The 25,126-nt window shown below is 71.2% G+C and carries 24 protein-coding genes; 14 read left to right on the top strand and 10 right to left on the bottom strand.

Annotation, left to right across the window (positions count from 1 at the left end):
- Nucleotides 1-72 precede the first annotated feature (72 nt).
- From egtA to PKF00_RS04500, 9 genes are all read left to right on the top strand, one after another.
- The gene (gene egtA, locus PKF00_RS04540) at nt 73-1,299 is read left to right on the top strand and encodes an ergothioneine biosynthesis glutamate--cysteine ligase EgtA (RefSeq protein ID WP_271216051.1); all 1,227 of its coding nucleotides are present in this window, start codon (nt 73-75) and stop codon (nt 1,297-1,299) included.
- Nucleotides 1,296-2,597, top strand: coding sequence for an ergothioneine biosynthesis protein EgtB (gene egtB, locus PKF00_RS04535; RefSeq protein ID WP_271216050.1), 1,302 nt, complete (start codon nt 1,296-1,298; stop codon nt 2,595-2,597). Before egtA ends, egtB begins: the two co-directional genes overlap by 4 nt.
- Nucleotides 2,598-3,308, top strand: a complete 711-nt coding sequence (egtC, locus tag PKF00_RS04530; protein WP_271216049.1) for an ergothioneine biosynthesis protein EgtC — start codon at nt 2,598-2,600, stop codon at nt 3,306-3,308.
- Nucleotides 3,309-3,333: 25 nt separating this feature from the next.
- Complete coding sequence (gene egtD, locus PKF00_RS04525) at nt 3,334-4,314, top strand: L-histidine N(alpha)-methyltransferase (RefSeq protein ID WP_271216048.1); 981 nt, start codon at nt 3,334-3,336, stop codon at nt 4,312-4,314.
- Nucleotides 4,311-5,543 carry an ergothioneine biosynthesis PLP-dependent enzyme EgtE gene (egtE, locus tag PKF00_RS04520; RefSeq protein ID WP_271216047.1) on the top strand — a complete coding sequence of 411 codons (1,233 nt, stop codon included), beginning with the start codon at nt 4,311-4,313 and terminating at the stop codon, nt 5,541-5,543. Before egtD ends, egtE begins: the two co-directional genes overlap by 4 nt.
- Before the next feature lie 60 nt (nt 5,544-5,603).
- Nucleotides 5,604-6,746 (top strand): M20 family metallopeptidase, encoded by a 1,143-nt coding sequence (locus PKF00_RS04515; protein ID WP_271216046.1) that lies wholly within the window; start codon nt 5,604-5,606, stop codon nt 6,744-6,746.
- Between the two features lie 85 nt (nt 6,747-6,831).
- Entirely contained in the window at nt 6,832-8,202 is a 1,371-nt protein-coding gene (locus PKF00_RS04510; RefSeq protein WP_271216045.1) for an FAD-dependent oxidoreductase, read from the top strand.
- A gap of 224 nt (nt 8,203-8,426) precedes the next feature.
- A complete protein-coding gene (locus PKF00_RS04505) occupies nt 8,427-9,518 on the top strand; it encodes a sensor histidine kinase (protein ID WP_271216044.1) in 1,092 nt (363 codons plus the stop codon).
- Nucleotides 9,515-10,177, top strand: a complete 663-nt coding sequence (locus PKF00_RS04500) for a response regulator (protein ID WP_271216043.1) — start codon at nt 9,515-9,517, stop codon at nt 10,175-10,177. Before PKF00_RS04505 ends, PKF00_RS04500 begins: the two co-directional genes overlap by 4 nt.
- A gap of 136 nt (nt 10,178-10,313) precedes the next feature.
- Here the strand turns inward: PKF00_RS04500 and PKF00_RS04495 are convergent, their stop codons facing one another.
- The gene (locus PKF00_RS04495) at nt 10,314-10,757 is read right to left on the bottom strand and encodes an ATP-binding protein (RefSeq protein WP_271216042.1); all 444 of its coding nucleotides are present in this window, start codon (nt 10,755-10,757) and stop codon (nt 10,314-10,316) included.
- A 5-nt stretch (nt 10,758-10,762) separates the two neighbouring features.
- Nucleotides 10,763-10,942 carry a hypothetical protein gene (locus PKF00_RS04490; protein ID WP_271216041.1) on the bottom strand — a complete coding sequence of 60 codons (180 nt, stop codon included), beginning with the start codon at nt 10,940-10,942 and terminating at the stop codon, nt 10,763-10,765.
- A gap of 48 nt (nt 10,943-10,990) precedes the next feature.
- On the opposite strand from PKF00_RS04490, the gene PKF00_RS04485 reads away from it, so the two are divergent.
- Nucleotides 10,991-12,676 (top strand): helix-turn-helix transcriptional regulator, encoded by a 1,686-nt coding sequence (locus PKF00_RS04485; protein WP_498073057.1) that lies wholly within the window; start codon nt 10,991-10,993, stop codon nt 12,674-12,676.
- On the opposite strand, the gene cutA is transcribed toward PKF00_RS04485, so the two are convergent.
- A complete protein-coding gene (gene cutA, locus PKF00_RS04480) occupies nt 12,639-12,974 on the bottom strand; it encodes a divalent-cation tolerance protein CutA (protein WP_271216039.1) in 336 nt (111 codons plus the stop codon). The genes PKF00_RS04485 and cutA overlap by 38 nt on opposite strands.
- A 445-nt stretch (nt 12,975-13,419) precedes the next feature.
- Here cutA and PKF00_RS04475 point away from each other — a divergent pair, with 445 nt between their 5' ends.
- On the top strand, nt 13,420-15,063 hold the full coding sequence (locus tag PKF00_RS04475) for a carboxylesterase/lipase family protein (RefSeq protein ID WP_271216038.1): 1,644 nt from the start codon (nt 13,420-13,422) through the stop codon (nt 15,061-15,063).
- A gap of 290 nt (nt 15,064-15,353) precedes the next feature.
- Here PKF00_RS04475 and PKF00_RS04470 read toward each other — a convergent pair whose 3' ends face one another.
- From PKF00_RS04470 to PKF00_RS04460, 3 genes are all read right to left on the bottom strand, one after another.
- Nucleotides 15,354-15,686, bottom strand: coding sequence for a glyoxalase superfamily protein (locus PKF00_RS04470; RefSeq protein ID WP_271216037.1), 333 nt, complete (start codon nt 15,684-15,686; stop codon nt 15,354-15,356).
- A gap of 263 nt (nt 15,687-15,949) precedes the next feature.
- Nucleotides 15,950-16,750: an MOSC domain-containing protein gene (locus PKF00_RS04465; protein ID WP_271216036.1), complete on the bottom strand. Its 801-nt coding sequence runs from the start codon at nt 16,748-16,750 to the stop codon at nt 15,950-15,952.
- Between the two features lie 236 nt (nt 16,751-16,986).
- Nucleotides 16,987-17,877 carry an oxidoreductase gene (locus PKF00_RS04460; protein WP_271216035.1) on the bottom strand — a complete coding sequence of 297 codons (891 nt, stop codon included), beginning with the start codon at nt 17,875-17,877 and terminating at the stop codon, nt 16,987-16,989.
- 167 nt (nt 17,878-18,044) lie between these two features.
- On the opposite strand from PKF00_RS04460, the gene PKF00_RS04455 reads away from it, so the two are divergent.
- The gene (locus PKF00_RS04455; RefSeq protein ID WP_271216034.1) at nt 18,045-18,713 is read left to right on the top strand and encodes a helix-turn-helix transcriptional regulator; all 669 of its coding nucleotides are present in this window, start codon (nt 18,045-18,047) and stop codon (nt 18,711-18,713) included.
- A gap of 201 nt (nt 18,714-18,914) precedes the next feature.
- Nucleotides 18,915-20,228, top strand: coding sequence for a preprotein translocase subunit SecY (gene secY / locus PKF00_RS04450; RefSeq protein WP_271216033.1), 1,314 nt, complete (start codon nt 18,915-18,917; stop codon nt 20,226-20,228).
- Here the strand turns inward: secY and PKF00_RS04445 are convergent.
- The gene (locus PKF00_RS04445) at nt 20,203-20,868 is read right to left on the bottom strand and encodes a response regulator (protein ID WP_271216032.1); all 666 of its coding nucleotides are present in this window, start codon (nt 20,866-20,868) and stop codon (nt 20,203-20,205) included. The two genes, secY and PKF00_RS04445, sit on opposite strands and share 26 nt — an antisense overlap.
- A gap of 77 nt (nt 20,869-20,945) precedes the next feature.
- Complete coding sequence (locus PKF00_RS04440; protein ID WP_271216031.1) at nt 20,946-22,112, bottom strand: sensor histidine kinase; 1,167 nt, start codon at nt 22,110-22,112, stop codon at nt 20,946-20,948.
- 215 nt (nt 22,113-22,327) lie between these two features.
- Here PKF00_RS04440 and PKF00_RS04435 point away from each other — a divergent pair, with 215 nt between their 5' ends.
- Nucleotides 22,328-22,771 carry an HIT family protein gene (locus PKF00_RS04435; RefSeq protein ID WP_271216030.1) on the top strand — a complete coding sequence of 148 codons (444 nt, stop codon included), beginning with the start codon at nt 22,328-22,330 and terminating at the stop codon, nt 22,769-22,771.
- 80 nt (nt 22,772-22,851) lie between these two features.
- Here PKF00_RS04435 and PKF00_RS04430 read toward each other — a convergent pair whose 3' ends face one another.
- Both PKF00_RS04430 and PKF00_RS04425 read right to left on the bottom strand, forming a co-directional pair.
- Entirely contained in the window at nt 22,852-23,772 is a 921-nt protein-coding gene (locus PKF00_RS04430; protein WP_271216029.1) for an SDR family oxidoreductase, read from the bottom strand.
- A 341-nt stretch (nt 23,773-24,113) separates the two neighbouring features.
- The gene (locus PKF00_RS04425) at nt 24,114-24,875 is read right to left on the bottom strand and encodes a lytic polysaccharide monooxygenase (protein ID WP_271216028.1); all 762 of its coding nucleotides are present in this window, start codon (nt 24,873-24,875) and stop codon (nt 24,114-24,116) included.
- Nucleotides 24,876-25,126: the final 251 nt, after the last annotated feature.

The raw sequence follows: 25,126 nt of genomic DNA, 5'->3' as shown, positions 1-25,126 counted from the left end.
GGCCTTCCCCTGTAACGCTTGCGCGCCTCGCGGGTCTATAGATCCATACACATCAGGCGAAAAGGGGGGACGATGACCGGTCTTGCGGCCGAGGACACGCCGATCCGGGATGCCTCGGATGTGGAGGCTTTCGCCCAGCACTGCTTCCCCGGCGCCGTCGGAGACCAGGTGGGAGTCGAACTGGAGTTCCTGGTCTTCGACCGCGCGGCTTCCGAGCTTCAGGTCCCGCTGGCCAGAACAGGCGACGTCCTGCCGCGGCTGTCCGGGGGAAGCCGGGTGACCTTCGAACCGGGCGGCCAGCTCGAACTGTCAGGTCCCGCGGGCACCCTGTCCGAGGCGATCACACTCCTCCGCGCCGACGTGGACGCGACCCGCGAGGCGCTGCGGAACGCCGGTCTGGCCCTCGCGGGGGTCGGCCTCGATCCGGTGCGACCGGCGAAACGGCAGTTGCGTCTGCCCCGCTACGACGCGATGGCCGAGTTCCTCGGCACGCCGTACGGCTCGCTGATGATGTGCTCGACGGCGTCGATCCAGGTCAACCTGGACCTGGGGGAGAAACCGTGGGTGCGGTGGGAGCGGGCGCACCTGCTCGGCCCCGTCCTGGTCGCGGCCTTCGCCAACTCCTCGCTCCGCGAGGGCGTGCCGTGCGGGTGGATGTCGGGCCGCCAGGAGGTGTGGGAGAACCTCGACCGCACCAGGACCGCTCCCGTCCCGGCGACCGCCGACCCGGCCTCCGCGTGGGCGGAGTACCTCCTCGACGCCAGGCTCATGCTCGTGCGCGAGGACGGCGAGCACTACCGCCCGATCCGTGACGGCTCGACCTTCCGCGACTGGCTGAGCGCGCCCGTGCGGCCGCCGACCGTGGCGGACCTGGCCTACCACGCCACGACCATCTTCCCTCCGGTACGGCCGCGCGGCTGGCTGGAGATCCGCTACCTCGACGCCCAGCATCCGGCGAACTGGCCGGTGTGCGTGGCGGTGACCCACGCCCTGATGGTGGACGACCGGGCGGCGGACACGGCGCTGGCGGCTGCGGAGCCGTACGCGGGGATGTGGCTCGAGGCGGCGCGCTGCGGCCTCACCGAGCCGAGGCTCCGCGAGGCGGCCGACGCCTGCTTCCGCGCGGCCCTCGAAGCGCTGCCCCGCCTGGGGGCGACTCCCGAACTGGTCGGCGAGGTGGCCGCCTTCGCCGACCGGCACGTGACGACGGGGCGGCCCCCCGCCCTCGACCTGCTGGAACTGGCGAAAGGACCGGGACGACGCCTGTCGGACTGGTTGACCGAGGAAGGACCGGCATGAACGACTTCAAGGAGCGGATCGCCGCCGAGCTGATCGCGGTGCGCGACCGGTCGCTGGCCTACACCGACGCCGAGGACGACCTGCTGGTCAAGCAGCACTCACCGCTGATGTCGCCCCTGGTGTGGGACCTGGCGCACGTGGGCAACTACGAGGAGTTGTGGGTGCTGCGGGAGGCCGGTGGGATCACCCCGCTCCGCCCCGAGATCGACGACCTGTACGACGCGTTCAAGCACCCGCGCAAGAACCGCCCGAGCCTGCCGATCCTGGGCCCCGTCGAGGCGCGCCGGTACATCGAGGGCGTGCGGGGGCGGGTGCTCGACGTCCTGGACGCCATCGACCCGAACGGCCCCGACCCCCTCCACCGGGACGCCTTCGTCTTCGGCCTGGTGATCCAGCACGAGCACCAGCACGACGAGACCATGCTCGCCACCCTGCAGCTGTCGAAGGAGCCGGGCCTGGTCCGCGACGGCGACCTGCCGCCCGGCAGGCCGCAGGGTCCGGAGGAGGTGTTCGTCCCCGCCGGCTCCTTCCTGATGGGGACCGACACCCAGCCGTGGGCCTACGACAACGAACGCCCCGCCCACCGGGTCGAGCTGTCCGCCTACTGGATCGACAGGCTCCCCGTCGGCAACCGCGCCTACGCCGCCTTCGTCGAGGACGGCGGCTACGACGACCCGCGCTGGTGGAGCCCCGAGGGGTGGCTCTGGCGGCAGGAGACCCGGGCCTTCGCCCCGCTGTTCTGGACCAGGGACGGCGACGCCTGGTGGCGGACCAGGTTCGGCAGGACGGAGCCCGTGCCCATGGACGAGCCGGTCCAGCACGTGTCCTGGCACGAGGCCGACGCCTACGCCCGATGGGCGGGCAAGAGGCTGCCCACGGAGGCCGAGTGGGAGAAGGCCTGCGGCTGGGACCCCTCGGCGGGGCGGGCGCGGAAGTATCCGTGGGGGGACGAGGACCCGGGTCCCGACCGGGCCAACCTCGGGCACAGGGCGGCGCGGCCCGCCCCGCTCGGGGCCTACCCCGCCGGGGCCAGCGCCTACGGCGCCGAGCAGATGGTCGGGGACGTGTGGGAGTGGACCGCCTCGCGGTTCCTGCCCTACCCCGGCTTCCGCAGCTTCCCCTACCGCGAGTACAGCGAGGTCTTCTTCGGCGGCGACTACCGGGTGCTGCGCGGCGGATCCTGGGCGGCCGACCCCGCCGCAGTCCGCACGACGTTCAGAAACTGGGACCACCCCATCCGCAGGCAGATCTTCACCGGCTTCCGCTGCGCCCGCTCCGCCTCCCCGGAGCACGGGTAGATGTGCCGCCACGCCGCCTGGCTGGGCGCGCCCCGCTCCATGGCCTCGCTGATCAGCGAGCCGGAGCACGGACTGATGAGACAGTCGTACGCCCCGCGCATGCAGCGCCACGGAATGATCAACGCCGACGGGTTCGGCATCGGCTGGTACGACTCCGTCCGCGCGGAACCGGTCCGCTACCGCCGAGCCGTCCCCATGTGGACCGACGCCAACCTGCCCGCCCTCGCCGAGATCGCCCGCTCCGGTTGCCTGCTGGCCGCCGTACGGTCGGCCAGCGCGGGCATGCCCGTCGAGGAGACCGCGACCGCGCCCTTCGCCGACGGACCGTGGCTGCTCAGCCACAACGGCCGCGTCGCGCGGGGCCCGGTCAGGGAACTGGCGGGCGACGGCGGCGCGGAGAGCACCTGCGACGCCGCGTGGGTCGCCGCCGCCGTGTTCGCCCGGCGGCGCGCGGGCCTGACGCTCGGCGACGCCCTGTCCGAGGTCGTCGTCCACGCGGGCACGAAGGACCCGGGGGGCCGCCTCAACCTGCTCGCCTGCGACGGCGCGTCACTCGCCGCGACCGTCTGGGGCGACACGCTCTTCCTCAACCTCGACGACGGCGTGCTCGTGGCGAGCGAGCCGCTGGACGACCGGCCCGGCTGGCAGGCCGTACCGGATCGGAGCCTTGTCCTCGCCTCTCCGGACGGCGTGCGCATCCAGCCGCTGTGACACCCATAGCCCTCAAGGAGATCCCATGCCCGTCAGCCAGTCGGCAGTACGCCTGACCAACCATCTCGGCCACGACTACCTGCGTCAGGCACTCGAGAACGACGTCCGCGGCGGACTGGCGTCGACGCCCAAGCACCTGCCGCCGAAGTGGTTCTACGACGCGACGGGAAGCGATCTGTTCTCCCAGATCACCCGGCTGCCCGAGTACTATCCCACCCGCCGCGAGCTGGCCATCCTGCGCGCCCAGGCAGCCGACATCGTCAGGCGCAGCGGGGCGGACACCCTGGTCGAGCTCGGCTCGGGCACCAGTGAGAAGACCGTCCTGCTGCTCGACGCCCTCGCCGCCGCGGGGGCGTTGCGCGCCTACACGCCGGTGGACGTCGACGCGGTCACCCTCACCGACGCGGCACGGCGGCTCACCGCCCGCTACCCGGGGCTGGACGTGCACGCGGTGTGCGCCGACTTCGAGCAGCACCTGGCGCTCCTGCCGAGGGAGGGGCGGCGGATGGTCGCCTTCCTCGGCGGCACCATCGGCAACCTCGACCCGGCGGCGCGCGAGGTGTTCCTGAAGGAACTGCGCGCGACCCTCAACCCCGGCGACTCCTTCCTGCTCGGGGCCGACCTGGTCAAGGACACGGGACGGCTGGTGGCGGCCTACGACGACGCGGCCGGAGTGACCGCGGCCTTCAACAGGAACGTCCTGCACGTGATCAACCGGCAGCTCGACGCCGACTTCGAGCCGGACGCCTTCGAGCACGTCGCGCTGTACGACATGCGCAACGACTGGATCGAGATGCGGCTGCGCGCGACCCGGGCCATGCACGTGCGCCTCGACGACCTCGACCTGTCCGTCTCCTTCGCCGCCGGGGAGGAGATGCGCACCGAGATCAGCGCCAAGTTCCGCAGGGAGGGCCTGCACAGGGAGCTGGTCGCGGCCGGGTTCACCCCGACCTTCCACTACACCGACCCCACGGGTGACTTCAGCCTCGTCCTGGCCCACGCATGACCGACGGGAGCCGCCCCGAGCCGGGCGGGGTCGCCGAGAGGTGGCGGGCGGCGCGCTCCTGCGCGCCGCCCGGACACCTCAACGCCGCAGGGTGCAACATCCCCAGCGACCAGGTGTTCGAGGCCGTCGTCGGGCACCTCAGGGACGAACGCGAGAAGGGCGCCTACCAGGCGCTCCCCGACCTCGACGCCTCCAGGTCCGCGCTGGCCGGGCTCGTCGGCGCCGCCGCGGGCGACGTCGCCTTCCTGGAGAGCGGGACGACCGCGATGGCGGCCCTGCTCGGCGGGTGGCGGCTGCCGGAGGGCAGCCGCGTCGGCGTCACCCGCACCGAGTACGGCAACACGCTCATGCTGCTGCGCCGCCTGGCGCGCCAGCACGGCTGGGAGCTGGTCGAACTGCCCGTCGACGACGACTCCCGCCTCGACCTGGACGGCCTGAAGACCGCGCTGGCCGCCGGGCTCGACCTGGTCACCCTCCCGCACGTCGCCTCCCACCGGGGCGTGGTGCAGCCCGCGGCCGAGGTGGGCGGGCTGTGCCGCGACGCCGGGGTCCCCCTGGTCCTCGACGTCTGCCAGTCCCTCGGCCACGTGGACGTCGGCGGCGTCGGCGCGACCGCCTACGTGGGCACCTCCCGCAAGTGGCTCGCCGGGCCGCGCGGAGTCGGCTTCCTGATCGTGCCCGGCCTCGCCGAGGACTCCGAGGGTGGCGGGGACGACAGGGGCGGCGGGGGCGGCGGGGGCGGCGGGGGCATGGACGCGGCGGTCCCCTCCCTCAACGGGCACATCTGGGTGGACGGGGAACCGGCGCCGGTGGCGGGGGCGGCGCGCTACGAGACCTTCGAGGGGGCGATCGCCGCGCGGGCCGGGCTTGGCGTCGCCGTACTGGAACACCACGCCCTCGGTCCCGCCGCGGTGCGCGCCCGCCTGGCGGAACTGGGCGTCACGGCGCGACGCCTGCTCGACGGGGTCGGCGGCTGGCGCGCGGCCGAACCGCTCGACGAGCCCTCGGCCATCGTCACCCTCAGGCCTCCGCCGGGCGCGGACCCGGCGGCCGCCGTCGAGGAGGCGGCCTCGCGGGCGGCGCGAGCGTCCCTGACGGTCGGCGTCGCACCGGTCAGCCGCGCCCCGGACGACCTGCCGACCCCGGTGCTCCGCGTCTCGCCGCCCCCCGGCGCCTCATCGGAGACCCTGCACGCCCTCGCCGAGGTCCTCGACCGCCGCCTTCCATGACCTCGAAACAAGCGCGGTGCGGGGGTGGCGGGAAGAGGGCGCTGCGGGCACGATGAAGCGGTGGATCTCGAATCCTTCCTCGCGACGGCCCAGAGACTGCTCGCGGTGCCGTCGACCGCCGACCGGCCGGACGACCTGCGCAGGGCGCTCGATCTCGTGCTCGCCTTCGTCCTCGAACCCGACGGGGCCGCCGGGGGCGGCGGGGGCGGCGGGGGCGGCGGGTTCACGGTCGAGCGGTTCGAGTCCGGCGGCAAGCCGAGCGTGCTGGTCTACGCGGGGGACCGGCGGCCCCACTTCGGGGTCATCCTCAACGCCCACCTCGACGTCGTGCCCGCCCCGCCGCACCAGTTCCGGCCGCGCCTCGACGGCGACCGCCTCTACGCCAGGGGCGCGCAGGACATGAAGGTCTCGGCGCTGGTCCAGGCCCAGGTCTTCCGCGAGCTGGCCGGGCGGCTGCCGTACCCGGTCGGGCTGCAGCTGGTCACCGACGAGGAGGTCGGCGGGCGGAACGGCACGCTGCACCAGCTCGAACAGGGCGTCAGCGGCGACTTCGTCGTCATCGGCGAGCAGAGCGGGCTGCGTGTCGTGACCGACTCGAAGGGGATGGTCACCGCGAACCTGCGGGCCACGGGCCGCAGCGCCCACGGCGCCTACCAGTGGCTCGGCGACAACGCCCTGCTCAAGCTGCAACGCAGCCTGGACAACACGCTGGCCAGGTATCCCGTGGCCACCGAGGAGGTCTGGCGGACCACGGTGACCGTGGCACGGATCGAGACCCCGAACCAGGCCCGCAACCAGGTCCCCGCCCTGGCCGAGGCGTGGCTGGACATCCGCTTCCCCGCCATGGACCCGGATCTCGACGGCAGGACCGCCGAGGAGATCGGCGCGCACCTGGCGTCCTTCTGCGAGCCCGGCGTCATCCCCGTCGTCGATCACGTCGACCCGCCGCACCACGCGGACCAGGACCGCCCCGAGGTGCTCAGGCTCCAGCGGGCCGCGAGGAACCAGGGCTACCAGGCGGACTTCCTGCGCAAACACGGCGCAGCCGACGGGCGCTTCTACTACCAGCGGGGCGTGGACGCCGTCATCTTCGGCATCGGGGGCGACGGTCAGCACGGCCCCGACGAACACGCCGACATCACGACGATCGCGCCGTACCACCGCGCGCTCGGCGAGTTCCTCGAGGATCCGGGCCGGGGATGACCCGGCGCCGGTGAGGACGATCGACCGGCGAATCGAGCAAGAACGAATACGTCGGCCCGCACCCCGCCGACATACGCTGCTGCGCATGACACACGCTGACCGCGCGGTCGTGATCGGCTCCGGCATGGGTGGCTTGCTCGCGGCACGCGCGCTCAGCGAGACGTACGCCGAGGTCGTCGTGGTGGACCGCGACCTCATACCCGAGGGTTCCGCGGCCCGCAAGGGCGTGCCGCAGGGACGCCAGCTGCACGTGCTGCTCGCCCGCGGCAGGGAGGCGTTCGACACGCTGTTCCCCGGCATGTCCACCGAGCTGGCCCGGCTGGGGTCGCCGCTGGTCGACCTGCAGCACCAGGTCCACTGGTACAACGACGGACACCGGATGCGCAGGGCGCCGTCCCCCCTGCTGGCCTTCGGAATCAGCAGGCCGCTGCTGGAGCACACGGTGCGGGCCAGGGTCGCGGCGCTGCCCGGAGTGAGGCTCGTCTCCGGGTGCGAGGTGCTGGGACTCACCGCGACGCCCGACTCCCGGCGGGTCACAGGCGTGCGGGTGCTCCCTCGCGGCGAGACGGCGGAGTCGGTCATCGACGCGGACATGGTCGTGGACGCCGGGGGACGCGCCTCCCGCTCCCCGATCTGGCTGGAGGAGCTGGGATACGCGCGCGCTCCCGAGGAGCGCGTGCAGGTCGACCTCACCTACGTGACCCGCGTCTACAAACGGGAGCCGCACCACCTCGACGGGCTGCTCGGCGCTCTCACCAACGCCGTCCCCGGGCTGCCCCGGGGAGGGATCGTCGCCGTCCAGGAGGACGACCGGCTCGGCGTCGCCCTGTCCGGCGTGCTGGGTGAGGAACCCCCCACCGACGACGAGGGCATGGTCAGGTACGCCGAGACGCTGGCCGCGCCGCAGATCGCCGAGATCGTGCGGTCGGCGGTGCCGGTGAGCGCACCGGCGAAGATGCGCTTCCCCGCCAGCGTGAGGCGGCGCTACGAGCGGCTGCGCCGCTTCCCCGGCGGCTATCTCGTGACGGCGGACGCCCTGTGCGGCTTCAACCCCGTCTACGGCCAGGGCATGACGGTCGCCGCGCTGGAGGCGCTGCTGCTTCGCCGCCTGATCGCCTCGGGAACCGACGATCTCGCGCGGCGGTTCTTCCGCGGCGCGGCCCGGCTGATCGACGCCCCGTGGTCGATCTCGGTGGGAACCGATCTGCGCTTCCCCGAGGTTGAGGGACGGCGATCCATGACCGTCCGCCTCGTCAACGCCTATGTCGGCATGCTGCACGCGGCGGCGGTCACCGACCCCGCGCTCGGCGCCGCCTTCATCCGTGTCCTCAACCTGATCGATCCGCCCGCCCGGCTCATGGCCCCCGCCACCGTGTTCAGGGTGCTGCGCGGAACGCTGGGTCGGCGGTCGCCGCTTCCGATGCCCGCCTGGCGACGGCCTCGACCTCGCGGATGAGGTCGTGGAGCTCGACGGCGTCACACCGCGCGCACCTGTGGAGTGCCACCGTTCTCCCCTCTTTCGGCTCTCCCTCTTCCGGCTGCCCGCGTCCTGACCACGCCGCCGGTTCTCTCACAGGTCTCGTTCTCAGGAGCCAGGGGGACCTCAATCAGTGGAGGGAGGCGCGGGAGAGCACGCGGGCATAGCCTGACGTGACTCCAGAACCCGGTGGTGACAGGGCAGTGAACCTCCTCCGCGTGCCGCGGGCCGACGCCGCGATCGCATCCGTCGTCACGGCCGCGACGACGATGCCCGTTCTCGTGCCCCACGTGCAGCCGTGGTGGGTCGTGGCACTGGCCCTGACGGCGTCGGTCCCGGTCCTGTGGAGGCGCACGCTGCTCGTCCCCGCCGGTCTGGTGACGGGCCTGTCGATGACGGCGTTCGCGCTGGTGCAGGGACAGCTGGCGCACAAGCCGTTCCTGCTGGTGCCGTACGGACCGCTGGTCTGCACCTACACGTTCGCGGCGCTGGCTCCGACGGTGCTGCGGAGGATCGGCGTCGGACTGCTGACGGCGGGGGTGCTGCTGTCCCTCATCCTGCCGCACGAGAACTTCGAGACCTTCCGCTCCGTCGTGACGGCGTACGTCGCCGCCTACGCCCTGGGCGTCGGGGCCAGGGCCAGGCGCGCACAGCGGGCGGTGACCGAGGAACGCGCCCTGCGGCTGCGGGAGGAACGCGCCGCGGCGGTCGCGGAGGAGCGCACACGCATCGCGCGCGACATGCACGACATTGTGACGCACTCGGTCGGCCTCATGGTCGTGCAGGCCGAGGCCGGGCCCCTGGTCGTCCGCGGTGACCCGGCGAAGGCGGAGGCGGCGTTCGAGGCGATCGCGGAGACGGGGCGGGACGCCGTCGGCCAGCTCCGCCTGATCCTCGGGGCGCTGCGGGGCACCCTGGCGCGCGAACCCCAGCCGGGCCTCGACACCCTCGCCGACCTGGTCGAGCGCACCCGGCACGCCGGTCTCGACGTGGTCGTCGAAGAACGGGGGACACGGCTGCCCGTCTCGACGGCGGCGGACATCGCCGCCTACCGGATCGTCCAGGAGTGCCTGACGAACGTCCTGCGGCACGCGGCCGTCCGCACCGCGCGGCTGTGCCTGACCTGGTCACGGAGCACGCTGACGGTCGAGGTCGCCGACGGGGGCGGCGGCGACGCCGACTTCCGCGAGGGACACGGCATCGTCGGGATGCGTGAGCGGGCGGGGGCCTGCGGAGGTAGCCTCACTGTCGACCCACGTGGTTTCACCGTCACCGCGACGCTTCCCATCGGATGACTCACATGCGCGTACTCGTCGCCGACGACCAGGACCTGTTCCGTGGCGGCTTCGCCATGATCCTCAACGCGCACGACGACATCACGGTCGTCGGCGAGGCGGCGGACGGGGCGGAGGCCGTCGAGAAGGCCGTCGAGCTCGACCCCGACCTGGTGCTCATGGACATCCGCATGCCCCGCATGGACGGCGTCGCGGCCACGGCGGAGATCTGTCGTCGCACCTCCGCGAAGGTGCTGGTCCTGACGATGTACGACATCGACGACTACGTGTACGACGCGCTGCGCGCCGGGGCGAGCGGCTTCCTGCTCAAGGACGTGCGCCGCGACGACCTGGTGCGCGCGGCCCGCCTCGTCGCGGCGGGAGAGTCCCTGCTCGCCCCGGCCGTCACCCGGCGGCTGATCGAGGACGTCGTACGGCGCGGCGCCGCCAGACCCGCGCTGCGCAGGCGGCTCGGCGAGCTGACCGACCGGGAGACCGACACCCTCAGACAGGTCGCCCGGGGCCTGTCCAACGCCGAGATCGCCGCCGAGCTGGTGGTCAGCGAGCACACGGTGAAGTCTCACGTGAGCAACCTGCTGGCCAAGCTCGGCCTGCGGGACCGGGCCCAGGCCGTCGTGTTCGCCTACGAGTCCGGCCTCGCCGTCGCGGGCTCCGGCTGAGACGTGCCTTCCGGCCCGTTCGCCTCCCGGCCAAGCGGTTCTCCCCACCCCTGCAGCCCGCACTTCGGTGAAACGGTCGTTGCCCACCCGCCCGTTCCCGGTGTTCGTCCGTCCGGAGACACGTGCCGCCGCCCGGCTACCTTCCGGGCTTCGCCGAGGTGGAGACGCACATCCAGACCGCCGTCCGGCCCCGTTCCACCCGGCGCACGCCCCAGCTCTCGGCGATCGTGTCGACCAGCCACAGCCCGCGCCCGCCCGCCTCCGGCACAGCTCCTTCGCCGTCGCCCTCGGGGCGGCGCAGTACCGGAACACCCGGCGGGACGACCGGTGAGGACGGGCCGTCGTCGAGGACCTCGACGCAGACCATGCGCCGACCGGCGGCGGTGACCTCCACGGTCACCACACCGCCCGGCCTGCCCGACCCGGTGTGCACCACGGCGTTCGTCACGACCTCGCTCACCAGCAAGAGCACGTCCTCCACCTCCGCGTGGCCCGCGTTCGTGAGCAGTTCCGCCACATACCGCCGCGCCGCAGGAACCGAGTGCGCCACTCCTGGCAGGTCGACGACGCCCAGCGTCACAGCCCTCACCACGCCGCCGCCCGGATCCGGTGCGGGGTCTCACCGTCCAGGGCGGGTCCCCAGTGATCCCGGCCTCGCCCCCAGGCGAACACCCACCCGCCGTGCCGCCTCACCGCCGCGACCCGCACCGGCCCCGACGCCCGCCGCACCACCACGCAGGGCTCCTGCCCCTGCGCAAGCTCCACCGAAATCCCCAGCCCCAGGCACCGCAGATCCCAGGCCAGACGCATCAGATGAATGAACTGGTCCTCTTGATCTTTTTCTTGGCCGCCTCCTGTTCCTTGCTGACACCGAGCGCTCCTAGAGTTGTTCATGGATCGCACCTCCAGCGTGCGGTCAAGGGGCCCGTGCGGCGTGACAGCGCCTACGGGTCCCGCTTTTTGTTCTCCCATCACATCTGCAGGAATTACCTCGCGGACAGGCTGGACCAGAGGAGACTGGAGGAGATAGAAACGTCTCCTGCCCCCAGAGGTGCCGCAATGAAAAATGCCCCATTCTGGGCATTACGGCTACGTGCCGGGCGACGCGACAAGTTTTGGTCTCAGCGGGACATGGCGCGTGCGCTCATGAATGCCGCAGACGGGCGCGTTCGTGATGGCTTGCCGGGGCGAGACTCCATCACACGAATGATTAGAGACTGGGAGGCAGGTAGACACAAGCCCAAAGACCCATACCGGCTTCTCTACTGCCGCGTGCTTGGCCTGGACGAAGATGAGCTATTTTGCGACGATGTCGCAGGTCTTACACAACGCGGCCCGTCGACGGAGGCCGATCTTGTCGAAGAATCGCCGACGGAGAGTCGGCGACTTCTACCTCTGCCGTTGCCGACGTCCGCCACCTCAAGCTACGCGAGTGAAAAGATGGGCGATCCGCTCACACTTGCATGGACTGTGGGAAGGTTAGACCAGCGTATGGACAGGCGTGCCCTGTTGCAGCTTGCTGCAACCGTCACAACAAGCACAGTGCTCGACCCTGCCGAACGTCTTTTGCGTGCTCTCGCCGGAGACCATCGGCCCGACAACGTGACTGTGAGCCATCTCGAATCCAGAACACGAGGGTTTCATCGGCTAGAAGAGAATTTTCCCGCGCACGCCTTGTATCCAGCTCTCATGACCCATCTAAGCGAGATCAGCACCCTTCTTGAAAGTGGTCCTTCTGAGGCTCTGCGGAAGCGCCTCGCCGTCACTGCAGGAGAAAGCGCGGTACTTGCGGGCTGGTTTGCCTGGGAGCTGGGAGACACAAGACAGGCCGTTTCGCTCTCACGCCTGGTCGGCATGGCTGCCAAGCAGGGCCATGACCCAGCCACAGCGGCAGTATGGACCGGCTATCGCACCTACATGACCGGAGGCGACGGCGCTTATAGCGTACGGCTTGCGAAGACAGCGCTTGAAAGGCTTGGGGAAGCCGCACCGGCCACACAGGCTTGGCTGCTTGCCCGACTGGCCGAGGACGCCGCACTTCTTGGCGACCGGAACACCGCTCTGAACGCCATCGCCAGAGCCGAAGAGGTATACGCCACCGCTGACATCAACGACCGACCTTGGACGTGCTTCCTGGATGCGGCCCGTTTCGCCTCAATGAAACTCGCGGTTTACACTCGCATACGCCACGAAGAGAAATCTTTCATGGCATTAGACGGCATCACGGCAAGTCTCGGAGCAGAACCCGAAATAAAAAAGCTGTGCGTCGTCAAGGCCGATATGGCCATAGCTCGCATCAGAGTAGGCGACATCAAAGAAGGAATAGACCACGCCCGTTCCTCGCTCGCCGCCACCGACGCCATGGCTTCGCCACTCGGTTGGGACCGTCTCGGCCAGGTCGCAAAGGAACTCAGAGAGTCCCGAACCGCTGCCGCCCGTGAATTCCATGCCGAATACGCCGCTACTCGACCGACGGCAACTCCGCCGTCTCTACTTTAATCCAGGTCAAGTATTCCACCAATCCGCCCTCGATTGGGATTGCCACAATTTCGGGTGTCTCATATGAGTGCTCAGCCTTCACCACCGAAATGAGTTCATCCAACCGATCCTTGGTGGTTTTCATCAGGATCAAGAACTCTTCATCTCGCTGAATCTCACCCTTCCACCAGTAGATGGAAGTGATTGGGCCGATGATCTGTGCGCCCGCCGCCACGCGCCCCCGCACAGCGGCATTACAGATCTTTTCTGCCTCTTCTTGAGTGTCAGTGGTCACATGTACCTCAAGATAAGGAGTCATGTGATCAGCCTATGCGTGGTCGTTCTTCTCAGCCATCACCAGAAGCGCTTCCAAGGGGATTGGCCTCTGGGCTGGAGCCGACCAGGCAGGTGAGGGGTGGGCAACGACCGCTTCACCGAAGCACGGGCTGCACGGGTGGGGGGAACCGTCTGGCTGGGAGGGAACCGGGTGACCGAGGTTGACTCACCAGAGGGAAACCCAGACGGCCGGCCCCATGCCCCGCAGCATGAACAGCCGTCAACCTCACACCGCGAAAGGAGCAACTCCGGCAGCACACCCCGAACCCCGGTCCACGAAGCACACGGCCCCGTTTCGGTCTCTCGCTCCTCCGGTCTTCGGCTCCGGCCTCACTCTCACGAGCGAGCACGGATTCACCCCGCGAGCCGATCCGGCCCGGCGTCCTGCGCCGCGAGGCTCTACCGCAGCCTTCGCAAAGGAGACCTTCATGTTCCGTGTTCCCTCCGTTCTCGCCGTCGCCGGGACCGCCCTCGCACTGGCCACCGCCACCGGCACGGCAACCGCAACCGCAACCGCAACGGCAACGGCAACGGCAACGGCAACCGACGGTGTCGGCGACCGTACGGCCTGCGTGACCCGCACCTCGCTCGGCGTCGTCTCGGGAACGGCCGACGCGGGCCTGTGCGTCTTCCGGGGGATCCCGTACGCCGCGCCACCCGTCGGGGAGCGGCGTTTCCGGCCGCCGCAACCCGTGAGCCCGTGGAAGGGCACGCTCAGAGCCGTCGACGACGCCCGGGTCTGTCCCCAGGACCGGGATGTGCTGACGGAGGACTACCCCGACGACCGGAAGGTCTACACCGACGAGGACTGCCTCCACCTCAACGTGTGGACGCCGCGACCGGATCGCGCGAAGCGTCCCGTGATCGTGTTCGTCCACGGCGGCGCGGCCAGGTACGGGACCGGCAACGAGCCGCGCTACGACGGGAGGCGTCTGGCCGCCAGGGGGGACGCGGTGGTCGTCTCCCTCAACTACCGCCTCGGGGTGCTCGGCTGGACCGAGCTGGGCGGCCTCGACCCGTCCTACCGCGGCTCGGGCAACAACGGGCTGCGCGACCAGATGACCGCGCTGCGCTGGGTGAGACGGCACGTGGCCGACTTCGGCGGCGACCCGGCGAACGTCACCGTGGTCGGCGAGTCCGCGGGCGCCGCCTCGATCAGCGCGATGCTCGCCACCGACCACCCGGAGAGGCTGTTCCGCCGGGCCGTCCTGCAGAGCGGCAGTGGAGCCCTCGTCCACACCCCGGCGTTCGAGCGCGAACTCGCCGCCGCCTTCCCCATCCGTGACATCGCCGCGCTGAGGACCATGCCCGTGGCCGATGTGCTCAAGGTCCAGGAGAAGGCCGTCGCCGCCCTCCCCGGCGCGGCGGGCGGCGCGCTCTACTTCGGCCCGTACGTCGACGGGACGCTGGTCCGCGAATCGGTGGTCAAGCGTGTCGCGGCCGGCAACGCCCGCGGGGTGGACCTCCTCGTCGGCAGCGACCGCGACGAGGTCAACTTCTTCGGCCAATTCACCCCGAACGGGCTGAGCGGCCTCGCGCGGCAGTACGACGCGTTCTTCCCGAAGGAGCTCGCGGCCCGGCGCGAGCGGATGACCGCGGTCTACCGGAAGGGCAGGACACGTCGGGAGGCGGCCCTGGCGATGTTCACCGACCAGAGCGTGCGGATCCCCGCCCTCAGGCTCGCCGAGGCGCAGAGCCGCTGGCGTCCCACCTACGTGTACCAGTTCGACTGGGCTCCTCCGAAGGGGATCGGGGCGGTGCACACGATCGAGCTGCCCTTCGTGTTCGGCACCCTGCGGTTCAGGGGCGTCCCCGGCGGTGACGAGGCGCTGCGGACCGACCGGGCACGGCTGACGACGCTGTCGAACCAGATGGTCGACGCCTGGACCTCCTTCGCCCGCACCGGAGACCCCGCCGCGCGCCGCACGATCTCCAGGCCCGCGTGGCCGCCCTACCGCACCCCGCGGCGCGCCACGATGATCTGGGATCTCCCCCCGAAGGTGTCCGACGACCCCCGGGGGAACGAACGCGCCCTGTGGAACGGCCTGGCGTTCGACGGCACCACCCTCTGACCGCCACGACCGACCGCCATCGCCCCACGAGTCCACGCGCGTGGACTCGCACGCCACAGGCCGCTGACCGCCACCGCCCCACGAATCCACGCGCGTGGACTCGCACGCCACAGGTCCCGCGACCGGCCAGCCCCACCCCGCACACGACCAGGCCACCCTCACCACACCGGACTCCTCCACCGAGCGCCGGTACGGCGAGCGGCGACACGGAGCGGCTCGGTGCCGGTGAGCGGCGCGGTGCGTGGTCCGGGTGGCGAACCCGGCGTCTGTCCCCAGGGCGGGGGAAGAAGTCAGGAGGCCGGGGTGGCGACCCGTAGGCGGTTGCCGTCCGGGTCACGGAGCTCGATCTCCCGCCCCCAGGGGAGATCCTCCGCCTGCCCGCCGAACTCGGCGGCCACGGCGTCGACGTCGCGGACGCGAAGGTAGACCAGCGTGCCGGGGCGGGCGTCTCCCCTGTGCTCTGACAGGAAGATCCGCACAGAGCCGCGGGCGACCTCGACGAAGGCGGGGAAGCCCGGTTCGAAGCGATGCTCCCACTGCTTGGCGAAGCCCAGGCGTTCGTACCACTCGACCGCCGCGGAGGCGTCTTCGACGCGCAGGATGGGGATGACTTCCTCTTCCACGAGGTCACCCTCCCAGACGGGAGCGACATTTCCCGAGGGAGAGCGTCCCCGCCGGGTCTACGCGCCGACAGGGGCCGGGGCCGACGATCCAGGGGCGCCTCGTCAGAGGTGGGGAGGGGTGACAGAAAATGACAATCTCATGAAAGATTGTGTGTCCGGCATGTCAGGCCGGGCGTGTGTCGCCGCCAATGGTCCAGGGCCCCTCAACGGTCCAGAGCCCCCTCAAAAGGTTCAGAGGCCACCCTCAATGGTTCAGGTCGCCGTCAGCGGTCCAAGACGACGACGGGGTCGCCGACGCGGATGACGCCCGCTGTGCGGGGCACGCCCCGCTGACCGAAGAGGATCCTCTGCTCGACGGTCCTGAAGGCGGCGAGCGCGCGCAGCGGCTCGCGCCCTCTGACCCCCGTCTCCTGGTCCACGTTGACGATCATGCAGCGCCCGCACGGCTTCACCAGCTCGATCTCCACGTCGCCGACGCGCAGCCGCCGCGCCCTGTCCTCGCCGAACGGCTCGCCCCAGCCGGAGACGACGATGTTCGGCCGGAAGCGGTTCATCGGCACGGGCTCCCGCAGCCTCGTGTTCAGCTCGGCCAGCGACTCGGGGGAGGCGACGAGCAGCGGGTAGGTGTCGGCGTACCCCACCTCGCCCCGGACGTGGCCGGGGTCGACGGGGCGGACAAGGTCGTCGGGGAAGCTCACCAGGCGGCACGGGACGCCGAGCACCGCGGAGAACCAGCCGGCCGCGGCGTCGCCCTGGTCGACGCCGCGGGAGGGGGCGCGGAAGAGGGTGATGTCCCGCGCCGGCCCGTCGCGGCGCACGTCGAGGACGAGCGGGGTCTCGACGACGGCGGGGTCGACGGGGTCGATCCTGAGCTTCCATCCGTCGTAGACCGGCCTCAGGAGCGCCATCCTCGGGACCTCCCGCTGCGACAGGTGCCTGCCCGACGGCGTGACCAGCATGAGTGCGCGGTCGTGGCGTATGCCGCGCGGGGTGATCTCGGCCTCCCGCAGCGCGGTGCCGCCGCCGCTCTTGAGCGGGTAGACGGTCAGCTCCGTGACGATCATCCGCGCCTCCGCACGGCTTCGCGACGCCGCGACGGCCTCGCCCGTGCCTGCCGGGCGGCGGACCGGGCCTGCCGGGCCTGCCTGGCCTGCCTGGCGGACCGGGTGGACCTGGCGGGCCTGGCATGCGGGCCCGGCGCGGACGGGGCGGCCACGGGAATCATGGTCCTCATGGCGGCGACCCTACGCGGGCCCGCGGGTGATCAGAAGATTTAGCCCACTAATCTCACATTAGAAAGTCAGTTTTCCTCTTCAGGGGCACGGACCACAGCCAGCTCGTCCATGTCCTCGGGCGTCAGCCGGAGCTCGGCGGCCGCCACGTTCTCGGCGAGGTGCGCCGGCGAGGAGGTGCCCGGGATGGCCAGCGTCACCGGGGAGCGGGCGAGCAGCCAGGCGAGCATGACCTTGGCGACCGTGACGCCGTGCCGGTCGGCGACCCGCCTGATCCGCCCGTCGTCCGGCAGGCCGAACCCGCCCAGCGGGAAGAACGGCGCGTACGCGATGCCCTCCCGCTCGCACTCCGCGAGCATGTCCGCGTCCTCCCGCTGCCGCAGGAGGTGGAAGTGGTTCTGCACCGCCGCCACCGGGGCGAGCGCCCGTGCCTCGGCGAGCTGCGCCTTCGACACGTTGCTGAGCCCGAGGTGCCGGATGAGCCCCTCCTCCCGCATGGCGGCCAGCACGGCGAACCGCTCCGCGATCGACTCCGTGGACGGTCCGATGTGGCCGACCCGCAGGTAGACCAGGTCGAGGGAGTCACGGCCGAGCTCGCGGAGGTTCTGTTCGACGTCCGCACGCAGCTCCTTCGGACCCGCCGTGGGAAGCCACCCCTCCGGGCCTCGCCGAGGGCCGACCTTGGTGGCGATCACCAGATGCTCGGGATAGGGACGCAGCGCGGCGCGGATCAGCTCGTTGGCCGCGAGGTCCTCGTAGAAGTAGAACGCGGCGGTGTCGATGTGGTCGACGCCCAGCTCGACCGCCCTCCGCAGCACCGCCAGCGCGCTGTCCCGCTCTCCGGCGGGCCCGTCCCAGCCCCGCGCGGGCAGCCGCATCGCGCCGAACCCGATGCGAGCGATGCGGGTCTCGCCTTCCAGCTTCCAGTGTCCGGCCGTGTCGATCCGTGTGTGCGTCATGCCCCGACCCTCCCGTTCCCCCCACCCGCGAGGCGAGGCGGTGGCAGCAAGTTGCCACTTCCTCCCCGTCCCACGGCAGGCCGCCCATCTGGAACGCCACCGCGCCGCTCACGCCGTCGCGCCTCGCCGTTTTGCCCCGCGCCACGACAGCCCGCACACTTGACGTGATGACCGTCGATCCGGACCGGAACGTGACCCTGCGCGGCGAGCAGGAGCTGGCCGAGCGCGCGGGTCATCTGTTCCTCGGCGCTGAGCGGGAGTTCGTCTGCGCCGCGGGCGACCTGCGAACCTGGGCCATGCCCGGCATGCGCGCGCGGATCGTCGAGGCCAGGCGTCGCACGGCCACGCCCCTGACCGTCCGAAAGCTTTTCAACCCACAGGTCCTCGGTGACGAGAGGGCCGAACGGCATCTCTTCGAGGTGGCGGACCGAGGCGCTCACGTACGGATCTGCACGACCGGCCTGCCGTACGAGACCATCGTCATCGACGACAGGGTCGCGATCCTCGCCGGGCCACCGGTCCGCGGCGAGCGCGCCTACACCGTGGTCCGCTCCCCCGACGTGGTCAGGAGCGTGAGCTCGCTGTTCCGGGCGACCTGGGACGCCGCCACCGAGCTGGCCGAGTTCCGCCGCGTCCGCCCGCCCGTGCTCGGCCAGGAGAGCCTGCGGATCCTGGCCATGCTCGGCGCCGGCCACAAGGACGAGGCCGCGGCGCGCGAGCTCGGCCTCTCGCTGCGCACCTACCGCCGCCGGGTCGCCGAGCTGATGAGACTGCTCGACGCCAGGTCCCGGTTCGAGGCGGGCCTGCGCGCCCGAGAGCTCGGCCTCACCGGCTGACCACGCCCGCGGCCGCACCGACGTCCCCACGGCGGAGACGGCCGACGCGCCGGACGGCTCGACCTGCCCGCGGCGGACGGCTTCTCTCCGGAGTCGGTCCCCTTCTCCGGCCCCTCCGCCGGATCAGGTACGCGGATCTGCGTACGGCGAAGCCTCCGGTGAGCGGATGTCCCCGCGCGGCCACGCGGCCAGACTCGGCGCATGCTGACTGTCCTCCTCCGTGCTTTCCGCGTGCCGGATCTCCGGAAGAAGATCCTCTTCACCCTGGCGATGGTCGTGCTGTTCCGGTTCGGGCAGCTGCTGCCCGCCCCCGGGGTGAACGTGGCCGGGGTGCGGGCCTGTCTGAGCAACACGCGCGGCGGGCTCGTCGACCTGCTCCAGCTGTTCAGCGGCGGGGCGATGCTGAAGCTGTCGGTGTTCGCGCTGGGGATCATGCCGTACATCACCGCCAGCATCGTGGTCCAGCTGCTCACCACGGTGATCCCACGCCTGGACGCGCTCAGGAAGGAAGGGCGGGAGGGCCAGGCGAGGATCACGCAGTACACGAGATATCTCACCGTGGCGATGGCCCTGCTCAACGCGACCACGGTCGTCTCGCTGGCCCGCGCGAACCAGATCTTCCCCAACTGCGACCAGCGGATGCTGCACGACCAGAGCCTGCTGGCACTCATCGTGATCGTGGTCACCATGGTGGCCGGGACGTGCGTGGTCATGTGGCTGGGCGAACTGGTCACCGACCGGGGCATCGGAAACGGCATGTCCATCCTGATCTTCACGCAGGTGGTCGCCGTCTTCCCCTCCTACCTGTCGAACATCTTCGTGATCAGCCCGTTCGCGCTGGTGACCATGCTGGTCACCGGGGTCGTGCTGGTGGCGGCCGTGGTGTTCATCGAGCAGGCACAGCGCCGGATCCCGGTGCGGTACGCCAAGCAGATGATCGGCCGCAAGACGTACCCGGGGAGCGCGACCTACCTGCCGATGAAGGTCAACCAGGCCGGGATCGTCCCCGTCATCTTCACCTCCTCGCTGCTCTTCCTGCCGCAGCTGGTGACGCAGCTGACGGGCGGCACCGGACCGGTCTCCGAGTGGATCGCGCGTTACCTCCTGTCGGGTGACCACCCGATCTACATCACGACCTATCTCCTGCTGATCGTGGCCTTCACCTACTTCTACGTGTCGATCACCTTCAACCCGGCCGAGGTGGCCGAGCACATGAAGGGTCTCAACGGCTTCGTGCCCGGCATCCGCCCTGGACGGCCGACCGCGGAGCACCTCCGGTTCGTGCTCTCCCGGCTGACGGCGCCGGGGGCGGCCTATCTGGGGGCGCTGTCGATGCTGCCGATCATCGCGTTCACACTGCTGCGGGATCCGGGGACCCAGCAGAACTTCCCGTTCGGCGGGGCGACGATCCTGATCATGGTCGGTGTGGGGCTCGACACGATCAAGCAGATCGAGGCGCAGGTGGAGCAGCGCGCCTACAAGGGCTTCCTCAAGGGATCGTCAAGCCGGACCTGACGGCGAAGACGACCAGCTGGGCGCGGTCGCGGGCGTGCAGCTTGACCATGGCGCGGCTGACGTGGGTGCGGACCGTGTCGCGGCTGATGAGCAGCTCCGCGGCGATCTCGTCGTTCGACCGCCCGGTGGCGACCCAGGCCACCATCTCGCGCTCCCGTGGGGTGAGGGTCTCCAGGCCCGCGACAGGGGTGACGTCGTGACGGCCGAACAGGCCGATGACCTTCCTGGTGACGGACGGGGAGAGCAGGGCCTCACCCGAGGCGACGACCCGGACGGCGCGGGTGAGCTCCTCGGGTGCGCTGTCCTTCAGGACGAACCCGCTGGCGCCCGCCTGGAGCGCGGCGAAGACGTAGTGGTCGACCTCGAAGGTGGTGACGACGACCACGCGGGTGGCGTTGAGGGCGGGATCGGCCGCGATGGCCCGCAGGGTGTCGATGCCGTCCATGCCGGGCATGCGGATGTCCAGCAGCAGGACGTCGGGACGCGTCTCGCCCAGCAACCGGAGAGCCCCGGCGCCGTCGGCGGCCTCACCGGCGAACTCCAGGTCGGGCTCGCGGTCGATGAGCGCTCGAAGGCCCATGCGCACGACGGCCTGGTCGTCGGCGAGCGCCACGCGGATCGGGCCCGTGGGAGAGGTCATGCGGCTTCCCGGGTCATGGGGTCTCCGAGGTCATGAGGTCTCGGGTCATGGGGTCTCCGAGGTCATGGGGTCTCGGGTCACACGGTGTCCACGGGGAACCTGGCCTCGACGCGGAAGCCGCCGCCCTCGCGGGGACCCGCGCTGAACGAGCCGCCGGCCTCTGTCACCCGGGCCCGCATCCCGGTCAGCCCCCGCCCCTCGACGGCCGGAGTCAGGTGTGCCTCGCCCGTCCCCGGCAGGCCGCCTCCCCTGTCGGCGATCTCCAGGACGAGTTCGCGCGGCTCGGCGGCCACGCGGACCGAGGCTTCCGTCGGACCGGCGTGGCGCAGGACGTTGGTCAGCGACTCGCGCACGACCCGGTAGACCGCGTCCGCGAGGTGCGCGGGGACGTCCGGCTCCGCGGGCTCGACGTCGACGGGCAGCCCCGCCGCGCGCACCCCGGCGATCAGACCGGGAAGGTCGTGCTCCGAGACCTTCGGGTCGATGAGGTCGAGGGCGGAACGGAGGCGGCTGAGCGCCTGCACGCTGGTCGTCCGGATCGCCTCCAGCGACTCGCGGACCTGGTCGGGACGCTCGTCGAGCATCAGCAGGGCGACCCCGGCCTGCATGGCGATGGTCGCGAGGCCGTGTCCAGCGGCGTCGTGCACCTCCCCGGCGATGCGCGCCCGCTCCGAGGCGATGAGCTCCCCCACGCTCGCCGACGTCGGCGCGGCCCCGGCGGCCGGTTCGGGACATGTGCCCGGCGCCGGTTCCGAGCCGGGACACGCCGCCTCTCCTTCGCCGACGACCGGCCCGGGGCACGCGGCTCCCTCCACCTCGGTGGTCGGCCCGGGGCACGCGTCCCCTGGCCTGCCCTCCGCCGAGGACCGCGCCGGTTTCACGAGCAGCGCCGGGCGGGCGGCGGGCTCCGCGGCCAGGGTCCAGCCCGTGGAGGCCACCGCGCCCTGACCGGCGGGCGCGCCGCCGTGAACCCGTTCGACGACGACCTCGGAGGTCTGCGGCCGGACTCCGGCGATCGGGGACTGCAGGCCCGTGGTCAGCGGCTGCCCCGTCGCGCCGCGAGCCTGGGCGAGGCCGCCGAACGGCCACGGGATGGCCAGCCAGCCCACCCATGCCAGCATGAGGATGACCGGCAGATCACGCAGCCGTCCCAGATGGGACAGCGCGGCCGCGGCCGCCGCGACGGAGTTGCGCGGGCGGCCGTCCGGATGCGGGTGCTCGGTCACCATCCTCCATCCCTCCATCGGGACAAGCTGGTGATCCGATCCTAGCCAGTGCCGGGCCGCTCTGTCCGAGATCGGTTCGCCCGTGAGCCCGCCGCCCGCCCGCGGAGCGCGAAGGGCGGGACCGTCGCCCGCCGGTCGTCGCCGCCGGCTCCCTCCGACCGCGGATCGGGCGGGACCGGGACCTGCCCGCAAGCCTGGTGAGGCGGCGTGCGGCCCCCGTAGCATCGGGCGGCATGACGATCTCCACGGCGTGCCACCCCTGTGACAGGGAGGCGGAGTTCGACGCGCTGCCGCCCCGGGAGAGGGTCGCCTTCGACGAGCACTGGCGGGTGGCCCACGCGTTCGGCACGGCGCTGCCGGGATGGCTGGTGCTGGTTCCCCGGCGTCATGTCACCGCCGTGGCGGCCCTGACCGACGCCGAGGCGGCCGCCCTCGGCGGCTGGCAGGTCCGGCTGTCGCGGGCGCTGCACGAGGTGACCGGTTGCGTGAAGACGTACGTGGTGCAGTTCGCCGAGGCGGAGGGCTTCGGTCACGTGCACTTCCACCTCGTGCCACGGATGGGCGACCTGCCCGGCGAGTTCCGGGGCCCCGGGGTGTTCGGCCTGCTGGGGCGCGCCGACGCCGTCTCGGCCGACCGGATGGACGAGACGGCCGACAGGCTACGCCGGCTCCTGTAGGCCCTCGTCCGGCAGGCCCTGGTTTCCGCGAGGTTCCCGGTGACAGCGGGCGAGGAGCGGTTCGGCGGCGTGGCTCCCGTTCACGAGCCTTCCCGTGTCCTCGCGGCCGTTGCGTCGAACATCCCGGACGTGGCGAAGAACTCGGCCAGCGTGGTGCCGGGACGGCCGGTGAGACGCTCGACCGTGTGGGTGGTGACGTCGAGCCAGCCGTCCTGGACGTGCCCCCAGAACCGGAACGCGCTCTCCAGTGCCGCTTCGGCCCCCTTGGCCAGCACCTCAGGGGGCAGGCGCGCGACGAGTTCCTGCCTCGCCTCGTCCTCCGCCTGTGGCTCGTAGCGGACCGGACGCCCCGTGGCCTGCGACAACGCCGCCGCGATCCCGTGGTGGTCCAGCGCCTGCGGGCCGGTGACGTCAAGGAACTGCCCCTCGTGGCCGCCGTCGGCGAGGACGGCGGCGGCGACGGCCGCGCAGTCGGACCGGGTGACGTACGGAACGTGTCCCGCTCCTGAGCTGCCTGCCAGGACTCCCGTCTCGACGGCCCTGTCGAGTGGCAGGCTCAGCGACAGCATGTCCGCGTAGACGCTGTTGCGCAGAACGGTGAACGGCACTCCCGAGTCGGCCAGGATCCGTTCGGTGTCACGATGGTCGGCGAGGATCGCCAGGGGGTTGCCCGGCTCCCCCGCGCGGGTCATCGAGGTGTAGAGCACGTGCCCGACCCCCGCCTTGACGGCGACGTCGATCGCGCCGGCGTGCTGTTCGACCCGGCGCCCCAGGGTGCCCGTGCTGATGACGAGCATCCGTTCGGCGCCGTCGATCGCGCGGGCCAGGGACTCGGTGTCGTCGAAGCTCGCCTGCCGTACCCGGACGCCGAGGCCGGCGAGGTCGGCGATCTTCTCCGGGGTGCGGGTGAGGGCGACGATCCGCGACGGATCGACGCGTTCGGACAGGTGCCGGACGGTGAGCCTGCCGAGCCGGCCGGACGCCCCGCTGATCACGATCATGAGAACTCTCCCCTGGACTCCTTGGACGTAGCGTCATTCTTGGCAGGCGGGAGCGATCGCGGAAGAAGGCACTTCAATGTCGGCTACTGACATCCCTGTGCCCGCCCGCGATCGGTACCCCTCCTGACACGGCGACGTGGAGTCTCGATTCCGCGCGGAGCCCCGGGACGCCGGACGGCCCTGACGTCCTCCTTCGTGGCGTCTTCCAGGTCCGGAGAGAGTCCGGAGAGAGTCCGGAGAGAGTCTGGGGAGAGAACGGGCTCGGCGTGGAGCGCCCCGACGGAAAAACGCCCGGAGCCCCTGTGGGGCGCCGGGCGCTTTTTCGCTATCGAAGGATCAGCTCACAGCCGCTGCCAGAGCGCCGGAACGTTCGGCGGCTCCCATCCGGGCAGCGCGGTGTGCTTCTGGAGGCACTTGTAGGTGCCGCCGCCGTAGGTGGCCTGAGCGCCGGCCTCGTAGACGGTGCCCGAGGTCCAGGGGGTGGCGGGTCCCTGGGTGGGCGACACCGTGGGGGTCGGGGACGAGGTCGGGGTGACGGTCGGGGTGACGGTCGGCGTGGGGTTCGAGGTGGGCGTGGGGGACGGCTCGTTTCCGCCGCCGACCTTCACGTCGACGCAGTTGTAGAAGGCCATCGCGGTGTCGGCGATGTTCCAGATGGCGAGGATCTTGAGACGGCCGGTCCGGCCGCCCAGGTCGACCGTGTGCGAGACCGTGGAGCCCGGCAGCCTGCCGCGGTCGTCGAACACCGCGATGCGGGTGCCGCCGACGAAGTACTCCCACGTGCTGGTGGCGTGACGGGCCTCGATCCGCCAGTTGAAGGTGATCGAGTTGCCGACGTTGGTGACCGGCCACGCCTTGCTGTCGTCGTCGAGGGGTGCCCAGCGGGCGTCGCCGCCGCTGCAGTTCCGCTGCCCCTTGGGGCCTTCGACGCTGGCCGGCTCCCAGATGATCTGGCCGCAGTTGGCGACCTTCCCCTGGGCGCAGAGGGCCTGCCTGCTGGGCGGGGAGGTGATGTAGCCATGCGCCAGGGCGGGCGTGGCGGTGAACACCACCGTGGCGATGGCGATGACCGCCGCCGATAAGACTGAGATCGTTCGTCGCATGTTGTCGCTTCCTTCGCTGAGGGGTAAGTCAAATATAAAAGAAAGTTTCCTAACAGTGAATGCCGCAGTCAGCCCAGTTTTCGACCGTTGTCAGATTCGGACGCCGAGAAGCGCGATCACCGCCGGGGTGTCGCCGACGGCCGTCAGGGTGTCTCCAGGGCCACGCGACGGCCGCGATCCCCCTCCCGTGACGCGACGACCTCTGGACAGGAGAGGGGTGCGGACCTCTCGCAGAGCCCGCCTTCCGCGCT

The organism is Streptosporangium carneum (genome assembly GCF_027922005.1).
GTDB classification, from domain to species: Bacteria; Actinomycetota; Actinomycetes; order Streptosporangiales; family Streptosporangiaceae; genus Streptosporangium; species Streptosporangium carneum.
Note: the sequence above shows the minus strand (reverse complement) of the source record. Positions and strands in the feature narration are given on the sequence as shown.